This is a genomic window from Paenibacillus sp. J22P143 (assembly GCF_059692035.1).
Map to the genome: position 1 here is coordinate 42,474 of NZ_JCAUAQ010000003.1, position 21,510 is coordinate 63,983.

Consider the following 21,510-nt stretch of genomic DNA (forward strand, 5'->3'; position numbering starts at 1 on the left):
CACGTATTTTAATGTTATCTTATGACAGACAATGTTCGTTTACAACATTTATTCCTCTTTTCAAACCATTCATTATTACCCGGGGAATTAAATACGAAAAAGGCTGTTTCACAAAAGGTCTTTAAACCTTTGTAGAACAGCCCCTTCTCATATTACACCACAACAACCCCTTTACTAGGGGTCATTTTAACTATATTAATATTAGTTACTTCTCAATAATAATCACATCTTTAGGTGAAAGTGTAACTTCATATTCCACTCTTTTCCCTGATAATAAATCCGTTCCCTTCAAGTCCCCTAATGAAATAGAAGTTGCTTGATCATTGTGATTTAAAATAAAGAAGAAGAATGACTCGTTATTTTCATTGGTCCTAGTCGAAACCTCAACACCAGGCACATACGGGATGGGCGCAGTAATCCCTTTGTCTCGGCACAAATTACCAAGCAATCCTTGTAAAAATGACGGTTCTGGACTTGTGGCTACATACCAAGCTTGACCCGCCCCGTATGTATTAACCGTAAGCGCAGGCATACCTTGATAGAAATCCTTGCCATAGACAGCTTTCACTTCTGCGCCCTCTGCATGGATTAAATCACACAGAATGCCACATTGGTAGTTGCCCTCAAGCCCGCCCCATTGCTCATTCAATTGAATTTCATTGCTCTGATCGGGAAAGAGCGCATCGATTTCTTCCGCCCAAATACCGAGAACACTACGTAATTCACCTGGATAACCGCCAAGGGTTACGCGGTCATCCTCGCCCACGATGCCGCTGAAGAAAGTCGTAAGAAAGGTTCCCCCGGCACGAACGAAGTCTTCCACGCGTTTGGCATATCCCTCTTTCACCATATATAGAACCGGTGCAATGACGATATCATAGCCAGAGAGATCCGTATCCGTACCGATCATATCAGCTTGGATATTTTGCTGGAATAAGGCGTCATAATATTTATGAACTTCATCTACATAATCAAGCGCAATAGTCGGTCCGCTCGAGAGTCCAACCGCCCAGCGATTTTCCCAATCGAACACAATGCCGACACGTGCTTTCACTCTAGCGTCGAGCACTTTATCGGATAATCGCCCCAGCTCATGGCCTAATTCCGCGCACTCGCGGAATACCCGCGTATGCTCATGACCGACATGCTCAATGACAGCCCCATGAAATTTCTCACAAGCGCCTGCCGATCGGCGAAGCTGGAAGAACAGAATCGTATCGGCGCCATGAGCAACCGCTTGATAGCTCCAAAGCTTCATGACACCCGGACGTTTCAACGAGTTATACTTCTGCCAGTTCTGCTGACTTGGTGTTTGTTCCATCAACATGAACGGCTGACCGTCCTTCAACCCGCGCATGAGATCATGCGTCATAGAGGTCAAGCTCACTGGCGTATCCAAGGAAGGATAATTATCCCACGAGATCACATCCAAATAGGGAGCCCATTTGAAATAATCTAATTCTTTGTACAGTCCCATTAAATTCGTCGTAATTGGCAGTTGAGGGGAATGCCGTCTGATCGCGTTATACTCCAATTTGTAGCAGTCTAGTAAACTATCGGACATAAACCGGCGGTAATCTAAGGAAATCGATTGAAAGCGTGAACGATCGCCGGCCGTTTCCTCAGAAAGTGCATTAGGCGGAACGATGTCATCCCAATCGTAGAAGGTATGACCCCAGAAGCCTGTATACCAAGCTTTGTTTAACTGATCTAATGTTGTATATCGCTCTTGCAGCCAAGTACGGAAGCCGTCCGCACAATTATCACAGTAACAATACCCGCCGTATTCATTGGAAACGTGCCAGATCAGAATGGCTTCATGATCTTTATAGCGCTGGGCTAATTTATCTGCCATACGCTCCGAATACGTGCGAAATGTTGGACTGCTGGGACAAGAATTATGTCTCATGCCAAATTTACGCTTACGACCTTCAAAATCCACTCGCAGAACATCCGGATATTTCCGTGCCATCCAGGCCGGGTGTGCGCCCGTACTTGTCGCTAAACACACATAAGTTCCATTAGCCCAGAGACGGTCGATGGTCTCATCCAGCCACGTAAAATCGTACGTATCTTCATTCGGTTGTGAGAGCGCCCAGGAGAATACATTAATTGTCGCCACATCAATACCGGCAAGCTTAAACATCCGTAAATCCTCATCCATCACTTTTTTATCCCATTGCTCTGGGTTATAATCTCCACCGTACCAAATCTTAGGCAGCTTCGTATTAATCATGATGTACACCTCTATATTTTTTAATATAAGAATAAATACATTATATTTGATTCATAATCATGTTAAAATATAATATATTTTCACCCCTATATAAGAAAATAGAACAGGATGATTACCGATACTTGGTGCACACAATATGTCACGTTTGGGGGCAATTATGTGCACACCATATTAAGTACATTAGAGATTTTCGAGTCCGCCGTTTTCCGTTGGGAGGAAGAGGCGCAATTAAACCTAGCACTCACACATATTTTAAAAAGGTTGGAGACACTAAGCGATTATTCTGGCTATGATGCATCTGCTGACTTGTATCATTTCTTGATTCAGATAAAAAAACACGCTCAAATTAACAACCGCACCTCAATTACGAGTCAAATGCTTCACTTACAGCCCATTACGGACTGGCTAGAAGCTCACTATCCGAACCCGGATACCGGGATCGAACAAATGGCAGCAATCCTTGAAGTCACACCAAGGCATCTCAATACGTTATTTCAGCATGCCTTTGGCCTATCACCTTATGCTTACCTCATCATGATGCGCTTGCGCAAATCCAAAGAGATGCTGCTGAGAAATAGACATCAAGCCATTAAAGAGATTGCGGCGCGAGTAGGTTTTCGAGACACGAGCCACTTTATTGCCAGCTTTCGAAAGCAAATCGGGTTTACGCCGGAGCGATTTAGAGAGCTGAATTAGACCCTTTAATATAAGAAAAATCAGACTTACAACCTTTAAACGGTGTAGGTCTGATTTTCGTTCATAGTTAATTTAGGCTCAAAACAGAAATCAGTTCTTGACGATATAAACTACGGTTGAAAATGGAAAAACATCTGCCAATCCTGTATTGTTGTAAGTCCTACCAAACAACAAAAAGGAATAGACAGATGCCATTACAGTATCTCAATGAAATGCTCAACATACCAGAGCTACATGTTCTCCATATTATGCCGATCGGTGAAGATGAGATTTACATAGAAGCAGTGCCAGTAGCTCTAAAGCAATGCTGCCCAATTTGCCAATCGGATGAATATGTCATTCTGAAAGGAAGCAATGACATACGCACAGTACGGCACCTTCCTGCGTTCGAGAAAAAAGTGTATCTCTTAAGTAACATACTATTAGAATCGCTACAAAGTGCGAAGATTACAGGAACCAGTAACAATTACATAAAGAAATAAATTGATGAGAAACAAAAACAGTCGCTATACAGCACTTATCGTCTAGGTACTGTATAGCGACTATGAGATTCTTCTTACCTTCAATTAAAGTTGTTTATTGCAAGATCGCTCTAGCTACAATGGCAAGGTCTGTAATGTCTACACGGCCGTCATGGTTGACATCCGCTTTCTCATTCCAGCCCGCTTGGCCTGGTTGTTTGCCGAAAGCAGCTGCAACCACACCCAAGTCACCAACTGAGACACCGCCTCCATTGATATCCGCGGTTATTTTCTTGCTTGTGAACACTTGAATCGCCGCTTCCAATGCGGTTTTCGCGCTATCCACCTGCTGCTGAGTCGCATTCGAGTTGTTTGCTGCCGCATTGGCTGCATCGATAGCCGACTGCAATAGCGCTTTGGAGCCACTTACATACTGTCCGTCTCCGCCGCCTTCCTCTGCTGCATTGTACTTCGCCTGCGCACTTGCAATTGCCACGTTCAAGAGCGACTTGTCTACAGGTATAGCAGGTACAGTGATTTGGATCTCACGTGAAGCACCGCCAACCTGCAGTAAATTCCCCTCTGCATTGGCAATCTTAACCTGGTCAACAGAAATTGTCGTATTGGTTGCCTGATTTACAGATTTGGCCGTAAATTTAATTGCGAACAAATCGCCTTGGGCAGGTACGTTCACGCCCGCGCTTGCAGCCACAAAACGGAGTTGTCCTGGAGCCGTTTCTTTAGGATCGAAAACTTGGAATCCTTCTTTCAAGGATGTCACCGAATCGAATTGCACACTTGCAGGGTCATACCGTAGTGTGAATTCCTGGGCGTACACTTGCTGATATACGCTTTGTGTAACATCGGCCAGTCCCATCTTCAGAGTCAAGGTTTGGCCAGATTCCACCTGCTGTACACCTGTCAATGTAGCCTTTGGTGTTGCTGGTGCCGCCAGCACAGTCACGCTGATGCTTGTTGTCAAAGCTACGTTGTTCGGATTTACCACGCCTGCAGGCAGCGTTACAGTTCCACTTACGGTGAATGTCTGCTGCGTACGTACAGTCGGATCATAGCTTGAACCGTCTACATTCCATGTCACATTGGCATTCATGCTTCCTTTATCGGTTACCATTTGGGCGGTTGCAGGTAATCCTAGGGCCGCCGCTGTCTTCGCGGTACCACTCACCACTCCTGTAATGGCTGTAGGCGCTGTGATGCTCATGAGATTCGGCACTACCGATGGTTCCGCAGTTACACTGATCTCCGCGGCCGATGCAAATCCGTTAGCACCCGCTGTTGCTTCGAGCTTGACATAGGATGCATTTGTCGAAGCAAACGTTGCGATTTTCTTTGTATTGTCGTTTGCCCAATTTCCATTTGCAACCTTAGTAAAGGATACACCGTCCGTACTTGCATATACGTTGTAACTTGTAATAATTCCGTTGGTGCCTGATGGCCTTGGCAAATACAAAATAGAATTGATGTTATAAGTTCCTCCCAAGTTTAGGGTAATCGATTGGGGGAGAACATCGGATTTATTCCATTTTGTATGCCAAACCGTTCCCGGGTTTCCGTCAATCGCATTGGAGGCAATATCTTTACCAGCTTCTTCGCTTGTCGCCGTTGCCGTCATTTGGGATGAAGGGATCTTATTAACAGTTACGCTAACACTTGTTGTCAATGGCACGTTGTTCGGGTTTGCGACTCCACTAGGCAGGGTTACCGTTCCTGGTACCGTGAAGATTTGCGCCGTCTTAATCGTTGGATCGTAGTTAATGTTGCTTAAATCCCAACTCACACTGGCATCCATATTTCCTGAATCGGTTACAAGCACTGCATTTACAGGCAATCCAAGAGCTGCTGCTGTCTTGGCCGTTCCGATGGTCACTCCTGTAATGGCTGCCGGCGCTGTGATGCTCGTGAGATTCGATGGTGGCAATTCCGCAAGTACATTAATCTCCGCAGCCGATGCAAATCCGCTAACGCCTGCTGTTGCTTCGAGCTTGACATAGGATGCATTGGTCGCAGTAAATGTCGCGAATTTTTCCGCACTGTTGCTTTCCCAATATCCACTTGTAACCTTAGTAAAGGATACCCCATCCGTACTTACATATACGTTATAGCCTGTAATAATTCCGGTTCCTGATTGCCTTGGTAAATACGCGACTGTATTGATCTTGTAGGTTCTTCCAAGGTTTAAGGTAATCGATTGGGGGAGAACGTCAGATTTATTCCACTTTGTATGCCAAAGCGTCTGCGGGTTTCCATCAATCGCATTGGAGGCAATATCTTTACCGGTTTCTTCGCTTGTCGCCGTTGCTGTCATTCGTGACTGTGGTATTTTCGTATAACCTGCAAATAGATCAAACTTATAGACGGCAAAATCTTTAAGTCCATAGCTATTATTAACTCCTGGGGTCACCCCTAGCATTCTTACATATCTTGCAGAAGTAGGAGTAAATTTGATGTCCCTAACGCGTCCTCTCCCTGATGCTTCTGTGAATACAGTGGTCCAATTCGTTGCATCGGTGGACACTTGAATTTGATATGATTTTCCATAATACGTATTATCCCAATTTAATGCGACTCGATTAACATTGAAATTTGCGCCTAAATCAACATAAATCCATTCTGAATTGTTTGCCCCGCTGATCCATCCCGTTAAAGAGCTAGTATCTACAGCCTTTTCTGGAGTTGAGGATGAATTTAGTGACGAAGAAGCAACCATTGGTTTACCTTGTGCAAGGTTGCCTAAGGCAGGTATATTCAATCCGCCAACTTCAGACAGACCAGGAGGAACGCCTATTTGTTCCGAGCGAACTTGGAAATCTTCATACGTTGCAGAGAGGGGGCCTCCCCAAAGTTTTTCTGACGTCACTCTTAGATAGGGTTCAACCCAAGAGTTATCCATTTCAAACAAGCTCCATCCTTTCGAATTACCGTCATTCCAAACATGTAGTTTGGAACCGAGCAAGTTCGGATTGTCCGGTGAGATTGGCGTAAGGTATGTTCTAGTCATTCCTGCATTCCACGTTTCGTATACCCTTTTAGGATTATCATAGATTGTAAGTGGTTGCGTTGGGTCATCATTGGTATAGGTTGGTGTAATGTATAAATAATCTCTTGCCGCATTTATGATCTTGTATCCGTTATTCGCATAGTAGGCTGAATCGCCACTCCATGTGTCCATAATCACACTTTTATCTGGTCTTACACTGCTGCTTGTGCTCATGCCATTCCATACTCGTGTATTTTTCCCTTTGGATTTCAAGTGAGCATTCAAACTATTCACATAAGAGACAAGAGCATTGGGATCCGATGACCCGCTATATTCGTCCGCACCTATATGAAAGTCAGGAGCGTCAAATAATTGCGCATACTCATCAAGTAAACCATAAATAAATGGAAGGGTTTCCGAATTGCTTAAATTTATTTGGGTAGAATCTCCAGCTACTCCAATACTTGGTTTGTAGCTAACAATAGGCGTTGCATGCCCTGGCGAATCGATTTCAGGCGTAATCGTAATGGCATATTGTTTAGCCAAATCCTGCAAATCTCTGATTTCAGCCTTTGTATAATAACCGTCTTTGGATTCAATTCCGGGGTAGGTCGTGCTTTCTATCCGGAACCCGTTATAGTCGCTTAAATGTAAATGAAAATCGTTCAATTTAAAATAGGACATGATTTTAATATAATCTTTCAGATATTGTATCGGATAAAATTTCCTTCCGATATCAACCATAAATCCCCGTTCCGCATAGCGAGGATAATCCTTTGCATTCCCTTTTGGTATGTTTGACTTTAGAGGGTCTTGTGCAAGAATCTGGAGGGCCGTCTTCGTGCCATAGATGACTCCGTTCAGAGTATTTGCGTTAATCGATACAACATCTCCGACTTGAAATAGATAACCTTCATTTCCTAAGCTCGTATCTGTACTGTTCATGGACAGAAAAATATCTCCAGATGAAGCGCTTGCAGAATTGGAAATTTGCAGGTCTTTGCCAGTAATCTGTTTCAAATCATCTTTAAACGATGCTGCAGCACTCGAAAGCTGTGAAGCATATACACTGTCAACGACTACTCTTGAATTCGTAGTCAATGTAAAGTTACCTGTGCCGCCTGTCCACTCTCTAAGGCTTGGAATCACATTTGGCGCAGCATTTGCAGCGTAAACCTTGCTTCCAAACTCTAACTTACCATATGGAATTAAGCCGCCTAATGTAAATAGTAAGGCTATCATTACAACAATTGTTTTCTTGAACATTTACAATACTCCACCTTTCATCTACCTTGTCAAATACAAGGTAATTTAAACATAGAAAACATACAACCTTAAGTTCGTTTCATCCGATGTTGCAATGAGCGCATCACGATCACTGGCTTGTATCCGGGTGCTATCGCTGGGGTCCCTCCCCCAAGAACCGTTCCTTCAATGGAGCGCTTCCAAAAAGGTCTCTCTTATTTTTATTTCCGCTTAGACTTTAAAATTGGACAAGGAGATTTGAAGTACTTTGGTAAGCTCCTCTATTTTAGAGGATAGAACTAACAGACCATCGCTAATGCGGGCTTCCATTCTGCCAGCCATTTCTCTAGGCAGCGGCGTTGGGTCGGCCATTCGCCGTCGGCATTCAGACCGAAGCACCGTCCGCTGCTGTGGGCAGCTTTTGGCCACCACGATCGTAAATGAGACTTTTTTCGTACCTGGCGTGCTGAATGACACGGTACCAAGGTCGAAATCTAGATATTGAAAGCTTGTGGTATAAATGTCTTGAACCCCACCAAAATTTACTCCGTTTATGGACAGTTGATACTTGCTGCGAGAAGTACCTGTTTTGTGCCGTACCTTCAAGTTGTAATTCCCAGGAATGGGTGCAACGACGGAAAACTCCAACTTGTCACCGATTGCATTCGCTTCAAATGAAATGGATTGGCCTAAAATTCACTCTGTCCAAGAACTATGAAATTCCATGTCTCGTCTAAGCTCACCCCCCTTCAAAATCTTAAGACTCTTGGAATCAAAGATTCCGCACTAGCTCTATCACTCGATGAATATCGTCAATTTGTTGCGGAACAATTGAACCGGAGGTACTTTCTATGACTTCTTGTCCTAGTTATGAATATGCTTAACATATTTAGAATCTCCCCTCCCTCCCCCAAGAAACATTCCTTCAATAGAACGCTTCCACAAAGTCATCTCCCATGTCCGCTTAGACTTTAAAATTGGACAAGGAGGTTTGAAGTGCTTTGGAAAGCTCCTCTAACTTAGAGGATAGACCTACCAGCTACCAGACCATCGCTAATCCGTAATTGCTCTGAGCTTAATGCGGCTACCTGTTCCGAGGATGCCAGCGACTGCTGAGAAACGGCGTTAACATTCATCATCGTGTCACTGAGTATGATCTGTGACTCTTCCAACCTCAAAACAGTCTGACTAACAGGCACCTAATTGCGAGATGAAGCTGCCCATTCGTTCCTGCACCTGTTTGAAAAGAAGATCTGCTTCTTTGACCGAATGAATTTGTTCTTGAAAAATTGGATATGCCTCGGACATAACAGAAACCGTATCTTCAATTTCCTTTTGAATCGTTTCCGTGATTTGCCCAACAAAATCAATAGATTGCTTAGACTGATCCGCCAGCTTGCGAATTTCATCCGCGACGACCATGAAGCCCTTTCCTGCTGATCCAGCCCGCGCCGCTTCAATGCTCGCATTTAGTGAAAGAATATTCGATTGCTTCGTCATTTTACTCAAAATACAAAGCACCATGCGTATAGAATGCGTGCTGTCATTCAACTTATCTACCTTACTGACCATCGTTTGCGTCATGGCTTCGGTCACACTCGTTTTAGCAATAAGCTCTTCCATATATTGAATACCTGATCGGCTAGAATGCTGTACTTCTTCAGCGGAAGCCCCCATTTCCTCATTGGCCCGTACAACAGTCGCAATTTGGTGCCCAATATGTATCGTTAATTCGTTACCGTGTTCAGCTTGAGTGGCAAGACCCGCAGCACCATCGGAAATATCGGTCGTCGCGACAGCAATTTCCTTCGCCGCTGTCGACGCATGCTTCGAGTAGTTGGAAATTTCGCCTGCCGTCTTCCTACACCTTGATCATAGAGTTAAGCAATAGATTTCACCATTGAATTTCGTCCTGTAAATGTATTAAAATAGTACTGACTTTTACACTGGTACCCATAGACTGGACACTTTGAAAAAAGGTGTTTAGGCTATGGGTACCTTTTTGTATACTAGAGTAAGCAGCGGAGGGGATTTTATGAGCAAAAAGAGATTTAGTGAAAATTTAAACGGTTGTTCATCGTAAGGATAAGTTATTTGAATTAATTAAGAATACCGCGAATCAAGGTCTGGGGCGTATAACACGCTACCGACCCTGGAGAACAAGTTCAATGTCTGTTACAACTTAAAGAAAATTCGGCGGTTAATGAAGAAATTTAACCTTGTATGTCCACATAGAAAACCTAACCCCTACAAATGTTTGGCAAAAGCAACAAAAGAGCATCGAACACTTCCTAACCGTCTGCAAAGGGATTTCAGAAAAAACACGCCTGGTCTAGCCTTGCTTACCGACATCACTTACCTGCCTTACGGTCGTACAGAGACGGCCTATTTGTCCACCATATTAGATGCATCTACAGGTGAAATCCTCTCCCATAACGTCTCCACTGAGCTCACACTTCCCATCGTCACGGATACGATTAACGGACTCATGAAACAAAAGCGCCTCAAGCTCCACAAGGATGCATTCATCCATTCGGATCAAGGAAGTCATTACCCAGTCCAAAATACCAAGAACTACTCAAGCAGAAGGGATTTGGTCAGTCCATGTCTAGACGTGGCAACTGCTGGGACAATGCTCCGCAAGAGTCCTTTTTCGGCCATATGAAAGATCATGTAGATAACCGTAAATGTTCTTCTCTTTCTGAACTACAAGGAGAAATTGACCGTTACATCCGTTACTACAATAACCATAGGTATCAGTGGGGATTAAAAAAAATGACTCCTGTAGAGTACACAGGAATCATCTCTTATCTGCTTCTTAAATTTAAGGTCTCTCTTTTTAAGTGTCCTTGACAAAGGGTCCAGATCATTTTCAGCGGCTTTTATTTATAGCGATTTGCTGCAACTTATCAAGCGCTTGCTTAGGTGTCATCTGACCGAGCAGAATGGTCTGCCCCATATTCCGGGTTGCATTAAGAACCGAAGACCATGATGGCTCGTTGGTCGGATAAAACTTAGCGGTTTTTATTTAATGTTTATTTATTGTTAGGTCACATCCCCCAAGAACATTTTTCGTCTTCACTTATGGTATGGTTCACCGTAACATTCAAGCGGTGAATTTTTAGGACACCCTGATTAATGAGCATCCCTATCCTATAGTGACAATAGCCCTCAGAACATTTAAACGATAATTCGCATATAGTATTTGAGGAAAATGCGAACATTAATGGAAATTTATTCATGCTTCACTGGCTTTGAATGATGTCTTGATTTCAGATGATTATAGAAATGAGGTGTTTTATGAAAATCAGTTTTTTATCACCAACTTATAATAGTGAAGAATGGATCGAGAACATGTTAAATAGTATTCCGAAAAAATATGCTTATGAAATTATAGTATGTAATGATTGTTCTACTGATAAAACATTAGAAATATTGGAAGAGTACAAAAAAACATACCCACAATTAAAAATTTTATCGAATGAAAAAAATATGGGTGCTAGTGAATCCTATAATAGATGTATTGCTGAATCAACAGGGGATTATGTAGCAATCATTGATAGCGATGATCAATATTTGCCTCCAATTAGCGAAGTATTAGCACAAATTGATGGAGAGTATGACATCTATTATTACAATATGCTTACAAAGATTGGGCAACAATTTATAAAAAGAGAAACAGATAGTTATGGAGACTGGCCTGGGCAGTTTAAAATTATTAGAAGAAGTTTTATAGGTGATGCAAAATTCACAAATAGAAAAGATAGTGCTGGTGATTATGACTTTAATATAGCACTAATTGATAAAAATCCTACATGCAAATACACGGGTCTATTTGCCTATTGGTATAACTTTCCTAGAAAGAATTCTGTATCCGATTTACGTCAAAGAGGGCTACTATAAATGAAATATGCCTATTGGGGAATGGACCACGCAAAGAGAGGTGTGGAGATCTACTAATATGTTTATAGATAAAACATTGCTAATCACAGGTGGCACTGGTTCATTTGGAAATGTAGTATTAGAACGATTTTTAAATACAGATATCAAGGAAATCAGAATATTTTCAAGAGACGAAAAAAAACAAGATGATATGCGCATTTTATATCAGAATAATAAAATCAAATTTTTTATTGGGGATGTCCGTGATATTAGTAGTTTAAATAATGCTATGCATGATGTTGATTTTGTTTTTCATGCTGCTGCCCTTAAACAAGTTCCCTCTTGCGAATTTTTTCCGATAGAGGCCGTAAAAACGAATATACTTGGCACAGACAATGTGTTAACTGCAGCGATAAACGCAGGTGTAAAAAAAGTTATTTGTCTTTCAACCGATAAAGCAGCATACCCTGTAAATGCAATGGGGATTTCAAAAGCTATGATGGAGAAAACCTTCATCGCCAAGTCTAGAATGATCACTCCTGACAAAACGTTAATTTGTGGAACTAGGTACGGAAACGTTATGGCCTCCCGCGGGTCGGTAATACCCTTGTTAATAGAACAAATTAAGACTGGAAGATCATTAACGATTACTGATCCCAAAATGACTCGCTTTATTATGAGCCTTGAAGAAGCAATCGAATTGGTTTTATATGCCTTCGAAAATGCATCTAACGGTGACATCATGGTTCAAAAATCACCAGCTTCTTATATAGGAGACTTAGCACAAGCCCTAATAGAATTATTTGAAGTGGACAATGAAATTGAAATTATTGGTACTCGGCATGGAGAAAAAATTTACGAGGTACTTCTTACTAGAGAAGAAGCGGCAAAAGCGATTGATATGGGCAATTTTTATAAAATTCCTGCAGATAACCGAGATCTGAATTATGGAAAATATCTGGAAGAAGGATCTCCTAAAATTACTTTAACAAGTGAATATAACTCGAATAATACAAAAATACTCTCAGTAGAAGAAATAAAAGAGAGGTTGTTACAGCTTACTTTCATTAAAGATGAGTTGCAAAAATGGAATGGAGGATTAAAATGAAATTTTTAGTCCTTGGAGCGACTGGAATGGCCGGTCACACCATCTCCTTATATTTGTGTGAAAAGGGTCATGAAGTCACAACCTTTTCTAGAACACCATTTCCTTATGGCGAGAACATAAATGGTGATATTTCGGAAAAGATTTTATTACATTCAATCCTTCTAAAAAAAAACTATGATTTTATCATAAATTGCATAGGTATCTTAAACCAAGAGTGTGATTTAGAACGATCAAGAGCTGTCTATCTAAACAGTTACTTACCACACTCTATTGTTGATATATTGAAAAACACGAATACTAGACTCATTCATATGAGTACTGATTGTGTTTTCTCAGGAAAATCAGCACCGTATTCTGAAAATAGTAATCGTGATGGTGAAACTTTTTATGATAGAACAAAAGCTTTGGGCGAAATTGATGATACCAACAGCTTGACCTTTAGAAATTCAATAATTGGTCCAGATATGAATAAAGATGGAATTGGTTTATTCAATTGGTTTATGAAACAAAAAGGAACTATTAACGGATACACAGGAGCTATCTGGACTGGTGTTACTACTTTAACTTTAGTTAAAGCAATGGAAAGAGCTGCAATTGAGAAAGTAACCGGGATATATAATCTTGTTAATAATATGAGTATAAGTAAGTTTGACTTATTAAAACTATTTAATGAACATTTTAAAGTAAGAGAAATAAGTATTTCCCCGTGCAACTCAGTTAATGTTAATAAAACATTGATCAATAACCGAAAAGATTTTTCATTTGAAGTGCCAAGTTATGAAGAAATGATTATTGAGATGAAAGAATGGATCTTGACACATAAACACTTATATCCACATTATGACTTCTCGTAGCTAGGCAATCGTTAAACGTTTATGGCTTTATTTTAATGAGCGTAGGAAATATCCGTCTATATTCATTTGTTCAGAAAAAGTCCCGGTGACTGTACTAGCTCACTGGGACTTACTAAGAACAAAAACTATTTATTCTAGTTTCATGTAATAAAGATTTGTAACATCTTCCTTCGTAATGGTATGTGCGCCAGGCGCAAGTGATACGCTGACAATGCCATCCGTCATTGCATAACTTGTTCCATCTATCTTGATTTTCAGTCCATTTGCTGGATTAAACACTAATGTTAATGTTTTGGCTGTTGTTGTGGTAAACCCAATATTCGTTGAGCTCTCCATTTTTAAACATTGCGTTAGTGTTAAACCATTATATACCACAGTCCCCTTACTTGTTGAAAGGTTCCCTACAATCGTGAAGAAGCTGCTTGTTTTTCCATCACTCGTAAAGTTATGAACAATTGTCGATGTAGGCGGTTGTGTTGGTGGTGGTGATGTTGGCGGTGGTGATGTTGGTGGTGGTGATGTTGGTGGTGGTGATGTTGGTTCTGTTGAATTACCACCTACAGATACAAGTTGAGTTGTGTAATTTAGAATTTTAGTCATCAGTGGTGAATTAATGTCAGACGATGTGTCATCAACTGAATCATTAAATGCCCATGTAAAGTCTCCATTACCTAGGCGTCCAGCTTCTGCCGTAACAACTTGTTCAACAGTGCTTACGCTATCAATGTCAGCTACATTTACTCCCGTATCGATCGTAGTATCAAAGTTATTATAAGCTGTTCCACCTACTAATGCTTTGTATGAACTTGGAACTGCCTCATTTCTTGTCGAAGCTAAGTACGCATCAAATGATGTTGCATGAGCTGGAGCTGATCCTGCATCGGAATTTGCATAAATAAGACCTCCAACAAGATCTACGATACTATTATCGTATGCTTTAATCATACCACCATTCTCACCGGAGAATGTACCTACTGACCCACCTGCAATATCAGTACCTTGTAAGGAAATCAACATAGGATTTTTAGAATGTCTGTAATAATTGGATTCTACAAAGGCCGAACCTGCTGTTGTAATACCCGTACCATATTTGGAGACGCCATCAAAGAAATTATTATAGATATGAATAGTTCCTTTTCTTATACGTGGATGACGCGAGTCTGAATGGTCAAACCAGTTATGGTGGAAGGTTACAAAGAATTCTGTTGATTCACTCAAACCGATTAGAGCAGCTTTTCCGGAATCCCAGTAGTGATTATAAGATATTGTCGTATACGTTGATGCGCCTTTAAGGTCAGTTGAACCATCACCTTTTGCTTGGTCAGCATCTCCGCCGGCTTTTCCATAGGTAATATCATTATTATGCACCCAAATATTAACATTGCCCGTATCCATAGAAACGGCATCGTCTTGGAATAACAAAATACCAAGGTTTCTTACTTCTACATTACCGACATTTCTAAGTAGAAATCCCCATCCATAAACAGTAGCATCATTTCCGATACCTTCAATTGTCGTATTCATTCGCGTATAAGCTGAAGCACCTTTTACTTGAAGAAATCCGCTGCTGTTAATTGATGAACCCATGTTAGCATCTGTCACTTTTCCAATAAATCTGATGGCAAGTGGTGTTTGATCATAGCCTTTTTGTCTTAGTGCCAGAATTGCACCTACACCAACAGCTGTTTGTTTAGTACCTGCGCTATCGACTTTCACATCAAGAGATACTGTTTGTGCAGTCGCAGATGTTATATAAATAACTTGAGCACCACTCGGAAGTGTACCATCTTCATTATAAGCACCTGAACCTGTGCCAAATGTTGATTGATTGGCAAAAGCAAATCCAGATCTATCATGTGCCTTTACGGATATCGCACTGGAAACAGTACTTTCTTTTGAACCACCTGACAGTACGGCTTCGACTTTCATTACATAGTTTCCAGCTGCAAGCCCTACAGCATCAGCTCTCCATTTTGAAGGGTATTGTCGGATTAATTGAGTATCAATTTGTACATATTGAGAATCTGCTGCACTTGCTGGTTTAACAAATACATTATACCCCGTCGCATTACTTACAGGTGCCCATTCTACATAGGCAGTTTCAAACCAACCACCACTGTTGGACAATGAAGGTGCAGCAGCATGTGCTGCCGTATTGAACATTCCGCTTGCGATGACAGATAGCGCGATAGCAAACAATAAAACGTAACTCGTTACCTTTTCAATCCTTTTTTTCAATTTAATTCCTCCCGTGTTTAAGTGGTTGTGATACCTTCAAATACCTTCGAAACCGCTTTCAACTCCTAAGAAATTCACTTCGCCCCCCCTTCGCATCATCTAGCCTCAATCTGAACAAATATTTCCAACAGCCACATCAGCTTATCAGCTTTGTATGTGGTTCCGAAACAATCATTAGAACATATCACCCGTTTTTCTGAGATAATGATTATCGTCGATACATATGATACTCCCCGACAAATCTTCAAAATACTGGTACAAATATTGGGAAAAGTTCATTTTGTACATAGCAAAAAAGTGCAACCGATCACTTGTCCGGCTGCACTCATGTTTAGGATAGCTCGATTTGCCTATTCTTTGAAAACTCCGAGAGCTCCATTTCCTTTTTCTTGTTAATCGGGAAAAACAAAAGCGGGATGATCCCCAGAAGTATGAAAGCGAACGGTAATACACCCGCGCCGATTTTGATTCCAAGCAATGCATTTGCGCTCTGCGCATCAGAGCCTGCCTGGAAACCGAAATAGCTAATGATGCCCATGAAGAGCGAAGCCTGAATGCCGGACATCGGGATCGTCAAAAGCGCGTTCAACCCGGTGTACATGCCCGCTTTTCGCAGACCAGTGCGCTGTTCATCCTCGTCAATAATGGCACCTAGCATCGGACTATTCGCAATGCTAACGGCTTGAGTAAACACGTACATAATAATATACGCCGCGATGGCCTGGTAGTAATTATGGACAAAAGCCAGAAGTAAAAAACCGCACGCGCTTGGAACCAACGCCAAGAGCATGGCATGTTTCATACCTCGTTTTTTAATAAACTTGCCTAAAAATGGTGCCGCCGCAAACAAGGAAAGTCCCATAAGCACATCCATAAGGGTCGCTTGTATCCCCTGCAGCTTTAACACGTAATCAGACATGTAGAGAAATGGAGTAAAGTAGAAGGCGCTTGGACCGCCGACCAGGATCTGTACGAGAACGAAGGTCACGAATGCTCTCGATTTCGCAGCCTCTCTTACATTGTCAAAAACGTCCCCGAAGATGCCTTTTCTTTCCGAAATCTGGATATTTTCCTTCACATACATTTGCTCCGTGTCTTTCAAAGGCTTGAGCGCTATAAAATATAGAATCGCATTCACTGCCAGAACAGCGCAGAACAGAATGGTCGTTAAGGTTTTATCGCTATCGCCTACCAATAGCAATGTCGGTATCAGCGTACCCAAAAAGCCTCCGATGTTAGCAATATAGCTGGTGTATACGGACACATCCACTCGCTCCTCGCTGGTCTTGGCGGCAAGCAGCTTGTAGTTGGCGTGCGCGATATTGAAGGCGGTCATTGACGTATCGTAAATGAAAAGCAAGATAAGCATAAAGGCGAATATAACCCATTGGCTCCAGGAGGGCTGAGCGAAGATCATACAAATGGACGCAACTAGCGTAACAGGTGCACTTAGCCGCATCACATAGACGTATTTGCCCTTTTTTTTAGTGTACTTAAATCTGTCTAGCCACACGCCTATGGCCGGGTCATTGATTGCGTTCCAGATCCCGAAGATCGCATACATGATACCGATATACTTCGGATCAAGACCCACAATGTCCGTATAGTATTTCAAAAACGCGTTGTGAATCAGTACCGTGCTCAAATTACCGGGCATCGTAGGGAAGGAAATCAGAAATTTCTGCCATCCCGTTAACCCAGGTGAGTTATTGTTTGCGATTGTCCCCATAGAATGCCTCCTATACTTGCTTTCCATCTCGCACAAGCGTTGATATACAATATTATATATATGACAATAATTTATTGAAAGCGTTTTCTTTAAAATGTTATAATAAACTACCAATCCTGTTTAGAAAAGCGGTGCGAATATGTTTACTCAATTTAAAAAGGACTTTATATTCGGAACATCCACGGCTGCTTATCAGATTGAAGGTGGTTGGAACGAGGATGGCAAAGGGCTGTCTATATGGGATGTATTCTCCCATACCAAAGGGAAGATTCGCGACGGCAGCACGGGAGATGTAACCTGCGATACGTATCACGATTTTCAGACCGATATCGACTTAATGAGCAGCCTGAAGATGGATGCATACCGGTTTTCCGTCAGCTGGTCACGAGTGCTGCCGGAAGGAAAGGGTGCGGTCAACCAAAAGGGATTAGATTATTACGATCGTTTAGTCGACTCCCTACTTGAAAAGGGTATCCAGCCATTTATTACACTATTCCATTGGGACACACCCTATGCGCTATTTCAACAATACAAAGGGTTCGCCGGCAGAGAGACTGCCCAGTACTTTGCAGAATACGCGAGGCTTGTCGTCGACAGGCTCGGCGACCGCGTCAAAGACTGGATCACGTTGAATGAGCCCTGGGAGCATGCCATGTTCGGGCACTTCCTAGGCGAGCACGCACCAGGCATCAAAAATCCGTGGACTTACTTCAAGGTGGCGCATCACCAGCTTCTGGGTCACGGCCTTGCGGTGCAGGCGATGCGGAGCGAACGTAGCGATTTGAATATCGGCATCACGCTAAGTCAATTCCCAGTCTACCCCGCGAGCTTTCATCCAAATGAAAAAGAATTGGATTCGGTCGAAATGGCGGACATGTTCGTGAATCGCTTCTATCTGGATGGTGTGTACAAAGGTAACTACCCTGAGAAGCTGTTTTCCCGACTGTGGCCGATCGTACCGAAGATTGCAACAGGGGATATGCAAACCATTCGCCAGCCCATTGATTTTCTCGGCGTCAATTATTACAGTCGATTGTTCGCGACAAGAAAGTGGTATATTCCGTTCTTAAAAACCTGGGTCGACCGAAATTATTCCGATGAGCGGTATGCTCATCCCGTACTCGGTACGCAAGGGTATCCTGACGGGTTTAAAGAGCTAGCAAGACGATACCGCGAGGAATACGGAAATCCCGTAGTTTACATCACAGAGAACGGTACGACCGAACCAGGCAATACCTTGGAGGAAACGAGTCGAACCGACGACGAAAACCGCATCAAATACATGTCCTATTACTTAAAAGCACTGAAAGAAGCGATTGACGAGGGTTCCGATATTCGGGGCTATTTCCATTGGGCGACGATAGACAACTTTGAGTGGAGCTCCGGCTTATCCTGCCCCATGGGCATCATAAAGGTCGACCACAAGACACAGCAACGAACCGTCCGCGACAGCGGTTATTGGTATCGGGATCTGATTGAGCATCAGGAGAGCAGGCGTTAAATGTAAAGAATAGTAACCGAGGACATTGGATCGAGTAGTTAGTAGTGGCGAGCCCTTGGTCGCTCCAGTAGGAACGATTGAGGGCATTATTTGGGTTTCGAGATATCTTATCGTCTGACTGCTGCAATTGTATGCCTTGCGGGATCGCTCCGCTCTGGTTTTAACATGAACAGTCTCCACCTTTACTTTAACTTGTCGCATTCCTATTCGGTCGGTTGACTATCACAATGCCTGATACGACCAACCCTAGCGCTGCAAGCACCATTAGATGCATCACTTCACCTAACATCAACGCTGACAACACAACACCGAAAACCGGCGTCAAGAACAAATACATCGAAACACTTCCGACCTTGTTGTATTTCATAACATTATTCCAAAGCACAAAGCCTGTGGCAGACAGAAATGACAAATACAGCATCATCAGTACCGTATGCCATGTGAACACAAACGGAAAAGGCCCTGCAAAAGACGCACCTACAACAAACAAAGCACTTCCGCCAAGCAGCATCTGCCAGCCCGTCATGTATAGTACATCTAGCTCCTTCGCTTCATTTTTGGAAAGAACATTACCCAACGCGCCGAGAAACATGCCAAACAGTAAGCAGATTTCCCCAACGCCCATATGAAAGGCCATCTCTCCTTTTGTCATGTTCGCCACAATTACTCCCCCGAAACCTAGCGCTATTCCAGTGATTTTCCTCAAATTAAAACGGTCGTTCCTATACATAAAATGAGCAAGCAAAATCTGAAAAAACGAGGTCGTCCCCGCGATAATGGAACCTTGAATACCTGTGATCATACCCAAGCCATAATAAAAAAAGGCATACTGAAGAAATGTTTGAAAAAGTCCGATTTTACTGACCTTGGGTAACGTCCCTCGCTGATACCCTGCCTTCCTGCGGATTAATTTGGTGAACAAAAGGATGAGCAAAGCAGCAAGGACAAAACGGTAACCTGCAAACAAAAGCTGCTCGGACCAATTTTCTTTGCCAATCGCCAGTTCCCCATAGCTAAGTTTAATAAACGGAAAAACACTCCCCCACAGCAGTGACGCTAATGTTGCAGCGAACATAATGCCTACAGGGTGCTTAAAGAATTTCTCTGAAGTCATTTCAAAACACACCTCGAAAATTAATAATCTTTACTACAACCATGAAAGGTTCCAGAAAAAGCTACGCGATCGCCCCCTGTTGAATTCAGGGAAGCGATCGCCGCTGGGACATAAGGTCCCATTTCTATGAATATTCACTCTTAAACTTGTACCCCTGCAAAAGGCACAACCGCTCTGCGGTATTTCATAAGACCGACACAAATATCACGAACAAGGCATTCTTGATGCTCACCGTGGTCAGGATACCTTACCATATTATCACCGTTGTGCACGAACACCTTTCCACCGCTTCCATTTAAAGTCGGATACTGCCATATGTAATCGGCAGCGTAATTTTCATTTTCTGTCCCTATGGATGTAAGAGCCAAAGCATTTTCAGGCAATTGCGTAAATCCTCTTGCATACTGTCCTATAATACCGTCCCAACCATCAAAGTTATCTGGCATATTCTTAAAAAACTCATAGGGATCGTTCTTTACTCTTACCTTGAGATTCGTATAGGGAACAGGTGATACCGTTTGGAATGGTTTTAAAAATGGAAGCCAGCATATAGCAACCTCTATATTTAATACGAGTTGTCCACCATTTTTAACATATTCCATCAATCTATCCGAGTATCGTTGCATATAGATATTGTCACCAAGACCAGGGTAATAGATGATATCACAGTCCCATACTTCATCTGGAATAGGACGAACACCATAGTATTCGATCTGTCCACCTGTCCCTTCAAAGGTTTGCGCTAAATAGGGAGGCATATTCTCGGATTCAAACGAAGTCGTTTGTAAATAAGCCACTTTAAAGGGCTGTATCTGATTTCGATCAATTCCAAGCTCGTGATTAAGCCATGGATAAAATTGTTGAAGTAGTTTAGTCGTTACCGGCATAAATCGTTGACCGTTATGACTATGAGGGTCTAGTGTTGTAATAAAAACTCTACCCCCACCTTCTAAATCCTTAAAATCAACGACAACTGACTGATGAGTATCTTCTATTGCAAGCAATGTCGTCCCGTTATGATTCCCCTTGAATGAACCATGCCAGTGCCAATGCAAATGCTTAGGCGTTACATATTCAAAAAGGGAATGATTTGTATTACTAGGAACGTATAACTCCAATTTTCCCCCTGGCTTCGTCCACCATAGCCAATCCTTTGTGTTACCATCAACCCACTCTATATTTACAACGTCTAATAGCTGATCCGCTTTATCAAGTGCAAAAATGAGTAGAAATCCGCCATTTCTAACATAATCATTTAGCTGTTTTTTATGAGGCAGAATGCGGTCACTGTGACTATGACAAGAAATAATGACTGCACCAAATTCCTCCAAGTTAAAGTTAGGCAGGTCATCCGCATATATGAATTGATCCATGTGATGAGCAAAATCCCAATAGGTGATTAACTGCGCACTTGTTCCCGTTGTAACATAGGCGATTTTCTTCATAAG

Annotated in this window: 13 protein-coding genes and 1 pseudogene; 6 read left to right on the plus strand and 8 right to left on the minus strand. The window is 42.3% G+C overall.

The genetic code is table 11. The features are described from left to right. Positions 1 to 205: 205 nt before the first annotated feature. On the minus strand, positions 206 to 2,236 hold the full coding sequence (locus AC58PQ_RS07510) for a beta-galactosidase (RefSeq protein WP_497241346.1): 2,031 nt from the start codon (positions 2,234 to 2,236) through the stop codon (positions 206 to 208). A 159-nt stretch (positions 2,237 to 2,395) separates the two neighbouring features. Here AC58PQ_RS07510 and AC58PQ_RS07515 point away from each other — a divergent pair, with 159 nt between their 5' ends. Next, positions 2,396 to 2,932, plus strand: coding sequence for a helix-turn-helix transcriptional regulator (locus AC58PQ_RS07515; RefSeq protein WP_497241347.1), 537 nt, complete (start codon positions 2,396 to 2,398; stop codon positions 2,930 to 2,932). A 576-nt stretch (positions 2,933 to 3,508) separates the two neighbouring features. Here AC58PQ_RS07515 and AC58PQ_RS07520 read toward each other — a convergent pair. From AC58PQ_RS07520 to AC58PQ_RS07530, 3 genes are all read right to left on the minus strand, one after another. Then, entirely contained in the window at positions 3,509 to 7,657 is a 4,149-nt protein-coding gene (locus AC58PQ_RS07520; protein ID WP_497241348.1) for a discoidin domain-containing protein, read from the minus strand. 210 nt (positions 7,658 to 7,867) lie between these two features. Beyond that, on the minus strand, positions 7,868 to 8,332 hold the full coding sequence (locus tag AC58PQ_RS07525; protein WP_497241637.1) for a carbohydrate-binding domain-containing protein: 465 nt from the start codon (positions 8,330 to 8,332) through the stop codon (positions 7,868 to 7,870). A gap of 492 nt (positions 8,333 to 8,824) precedes the next feature. Then, positions 8,825 to 9,313, minus strand: coding sequence for a methyl-accepting chemotaxis protein (locus AC58PQ_RS07530; protein ID WP_497241349.1), 489 nt, complete (start codon positions 9,311 to 9,313; stop codon positions 8,825 to 8,827). A 433-nt stretch (positions 9,314 to 9,746) separates the two neighbouring features. Between AC58PQ_RS07530 and AC58PQ_RS07535 the strand changes: the two are divergent. The 4 genes and pseudogenes from AC58PQ_RS07535 to AC58PQ_RS07550 all read left to right on the plus strand — a co-directional run. After that, positions 9,747 to 10,458 (plus strand): annotated as a pseudogene (locus tag AC58PQ_RS07535) (IS3 family transposase); the annotation flags it as partial. 478 nt (positions 10,459 to 10,936) lie between these two features. Next, the gene (locus AC58PQ_RS07540; RefSeq protein WP_497241350.1) at positions 10,937 to 11,539 is read left to right on the plus strand and encodes a glycosyltransferase family 2 protein; all 603 of its coding nucleotides are present in this window, start codon (positions 10,937 to 10,939) and stop codon (positions 11,537 to 11,539) included. Positions 11,540 to 11,597: 58 nt separating this feature from the next. Further along, positions 11,598 to 12,626: a polysaccharide biosynthesis protein gene (locus AC58PQ_RS07545; protein WP_497241351.1), complete on the plus strand. Its 1,029-nt coding sequence runs from the start codon at positions 11,598 to 11,600 to the stop codon at positions 12,624 to 12,626. Continuing rightward, positions 12,623 to 13,480 (plus strand): SDR family oxidoreductase, encoded by an 858-nt coding sequence (locus tag AC58PQ_RS07550; RefSeq protein ID WP_497241352.1) that lies wholly within the window; start codon positions 12,623 to 12,625, stop codon positions 13,478 to 13,480. Before AC58PQ_RS07545 ends, AC58PQ_RS07550 begins: the two co-directional genes overlap by 4 nt. Before the next feature lie 129 nt (positions 13,481 to 13,609). Here AC58PQ_RS07550 and AC58PQ_RS07555 read toward each other — a convergent pair whose 3' ends face one another. After that, positions 13,610 to 15,718 (minus strand): pectate lyase family protein, encoded by a 2,109-nt coding sequence (locus tag AC58PQ_RS07555; protein ID WP_497241353.1) that lies wholly within the window; start codon positions 15,716 to 15,718, stop codon positions 13,610 to 13,612. A gap of 331 nt (positions 15,719 to 16,049) precedes the next feature. Next, positions 16,050 to 17,447: an MFS transporter gene (locus tag AC58PQ_RS07560; RefSeq protein ID WP_497241354.1), complete on the minus strand. Its 1,398-nt coding sequence runs from the start codon at positions 17,445 to 17,447 to the stop codon at positions 16,050 to 16,052. Positions 17,448 to 17,586: 139 nt separating this feature from the next. Here AC58PQ_RS07560 and AC58PQ_RS07565 point away from each other — a divergent pair, with 139 nt between their 5' ends. Then, on the plus strand, positions 17,587 to 18,948 hold the full coding sequence (locus AC58PQ_RS07565; protein ID WP_497241355.1) for a GH1 family beta-glucosidase: 1,362 nt from the start codon (positions 17,587 to 17,589) through the stop codon (positions 18,946 to 18,948). Positions 18,949 to 19,135: 187 nt separating this feature from the next. Here AC58PQ_RS07565 and AC58PQ_RS07570 read toward each other — a convergent pair whose 3' ends face one another. Together AC58PQ_RS07570 and AC58PQ_RS07575 are read right to left on the minus strand one after the other, a co-directional pair. Further along, entirely contained in the window at positions 19,136 to 20,062 is a 927-nt protein-coding gene (locus tag AC58PQ_RS07570) for a DMT family transporter (protein WP_497241356.1), read from the minus strand. A 140-nt stretch (positions 20,063 to 20,202) separates the two neighbouring features. Then, the gene (locus AC58PQ_RS07575) at positions 20,203 to 21,507 is read right to left on the minus strand and encodes a hypothetical protein (RefSeq protein ID WP_497241357.1); all 1,305 of its coding nucleotides are present in this window, start codon (positions 21,505 to 21,507) and stop codon (positions 20,203 to 20,205) included. Between the last annotated feature and the right edge of the window lie 3 nt (positions 21,508 to 21,510).